Origin of the sequence: Moorena sp. SIO4A1 (genome assembly GCF_010672065.1) — a bacterium.
Classification (GTDB): domain Bacteria; phylum Cyanobacteriota; class Cyanobacteriia; order Cyanobacteriales; family Coleofasciculaceae; genus Moorena.
In genome coordinates this window covers 1-2,640 of sequence record NZ_JAAHHX010000250.1, presented here as the reverse complement: position 1 = coordinate 2,640, position 2,640 = coordinate 1, and the positions used below count along the sequence as shown (strand labels likewise).

Annotated in this window: 1 protein-coding gene; it reads left to right on the top strand. The window is 48.4% G+C overall.

Annotated elements, in window-relative coordinates:
* The coding region (locus F6K53_RS36895) for an amino acid adenylation domain-containing protein (protein ID WP_293084503.1) at window positions 1-2,371 on the top strand (2,371 nt) is incomplete at its 5' end.
* Between the last annotated feature and the right edge of the window lie 269 nt (window positions 2,372-2,640).

The window sequence follows — 2,640 nt, the reverse complement described above, 5'->3', positions numbered from 1 at the left end:
AAGCCAGGGGCGGATTGTTTTCTTGGATAAAGATTGGTCGGTCATTTCTCAGTATAGTCAGGAAAATCTCGGGCTTCGTGCCAAACCGACTTCTTTGGCTTACGTCATCTACACTTCAGGCTCGACGGGAAAGCCAAAAGGAGTGCAAGTCGAACATCAAAGTCTGGTGAATGCTTATCGAGCTTGGGAGCAAGCCTATCAACTAAGTCCAGAGAACAGCCATCTGCAAATGGCGAGTTTCTCCTTTGATGTTTTTACAGGAAATTGGGTGCGAGCCCTTTGTTCAGGAGCTAAATTAGTTCTCTGTCCGAGGGAATTTTTGTTGGAACCAGAAAAGCTGTATCGGTTGATGCTCCAAGAGCAAGTCGATTGTGCCGAATTTGTGCCAGCAGTGATGAGGTATTTAATTGAGTATTTGGAGAATACCAAGCAAAACCTCGATTTCATGGGATTACTGGTGATCGGTTCTGATAGTTGGTCTGTCAAAGAATACCAAAAATTTAGACAGTTCTGCGGTGCCCAAACTCGGTTAGTAAATTCTTATGGAGCGAGCGAAGCAACTATTGACAGTTGCTATTTTGAAAGTACCGAGATTAATCTACCCCTAGAGTCTCCAGTTCCTATCGGCAAACCCTTTGCCAACATACTTCTCTATATTCTCGACGATGCTCTCCAACCGGTTCCCATCGGCGTACCGGGGGAACTGCATATCGGGGGTGTGGGTCTAGCCCGAGGCTATTTCAACCGTCCGGAATTAACCGCGCAAAAGTTTATTGCCAATCCTTTCAGCCAAGAGGCAGGAGCACGTCTTTACAAAACGGGGGATAAGGCACGCTATCTCCCGGACGGTAACATCGAACTTCTCGGTCGCATCGACAACCAGGTAAAAATTCGTGGCTTCCGCATCGAACCAGGAGAAATCGAATCGGTACTGGCGACCCGCCCGGAAGTTGGGCAAAGTGCTGTCATCGTCCGGGAAGATCAAGCAGGTCACAAGCGCCTCGTGGCTTATGTGGTTCCGACAATAGTTTTCGATCGGCCTCGCTCTCTATCTCCTTGGAAGAATTGGAGCGATTTTGCCAATAACCCTTTGTATCGGAAGCAGGTGCGAGAACTGACGCCGAAACTGCGGGATTTTCTGAAGCAAAAGCTGCCGGACTATATGGTGCCTTCGGCTTTTGTGATGCTAGATTCCCTGCCCCTGACTCCCAATGGCAAAATTGACCGCCGGGCGCTTCCCGCACCGGAGGGAACTAGCGGTAGCAATGCTAATTTTATTGCACCTCGGGATACCCTTGAATTACAACTGGCACAAATCTGGTCGGAGGTTTTAGAGGTTTCTCCCGTAGGAGTCCGAGATAATTTCTTTGATATCGGTGGTCATTCGTTGTTAGCGATCGCTTTAATCGCTCGGGTTCAACGGCAGTTTGACAAAAATCTATCTTTGGCCACGCTGTTACAAAATCCGACTATCGAGCAGCTGGCTACTTCTATTCGCTCTGACCCAGATTCTCGGTCAATGTCTACCCTGGTGGCAATGCAGCCCGATGGAAATTTACCACCTCTGTTCTTAGTCCCTGCCAGCAGCGGCACTGTCTTATTTTATCTCGATTTAGTCCGCAATCTGGGGACCGAGCAACCGATTTACGGCTTGCAAGCCCCCGGTCTCAATGGGGAACGGGAACCTTTTAGCACTCTCAAGGACCTCGCTATTCACCACATCAAAGGGATTAAAACTATTCAACCTCGGGGTCCCTACTATTTAGTTGGTTTTTGTGTGGGCGGTCACTTAGCATTAGAAATGGCACAACAGTTACACCAACAAGGGGATACCTTAGCATTGCTAGGACTGATACAATCCTCGGGTCCAGAACACCACAGGCTTCTAGTTGACAGCACCCCTGGAAGAAACTTGGGTCTGGATATTTACTATCCAAGAGAATTTGCTCAGGAAATGGGCGCTCCTCGGGGGAAGGAAGTGCCGGTATCTGTCGCTCAACTCCAACAACTGATGCCAGAGGAGCGATTGGGATATGTCCTGGAACGAGCTAAAATGTTTGATTTGCTGCCGGAAGAGGTAAAAGTGGAGGATGTTGAAAGCTTGTTCGAGGTTTTTAAAACTACGGCTTTTGCGTCTTATAATTATGAACCGCAACCTTATCCAGGGAATATTGCCCTGTTCAATTCCAGCGAGCAGCCCATAGACATAGCTGGTGATCCCACTCTAGGTTGGCGCAATTTGGTCGGTGGGGAAATAGAAGTACACGAAATTCCCGGCGACCATTTCTCGGTTATCCGGGAACCCCAAGTGCTGGTTTTAGCTGAACGGCTGAAGCTTTGTCGTGATCGCGCTCTGGCAGCGATCAAATAATATCATGTCAGGATAATTAGGGCTCTACCGTACCTGTTCCCAGTTCTATTATACAGGATAGGATGTCCGGATTATTCTATAGGATAGAATGTCCGGATAATGACCCTTAATAAAAATCCCCCCATCTCCCCATCTCCCCATCTCCCCATCTCCCCATCTCCCCACACTCCCTGTTCTATACATATGACATCCCACTACAATTCCCCTGGCCTAACCACATTAGCCTATCGAGTTAGCACCCATGGCACCAGTTTCCAACGGATGCTAGA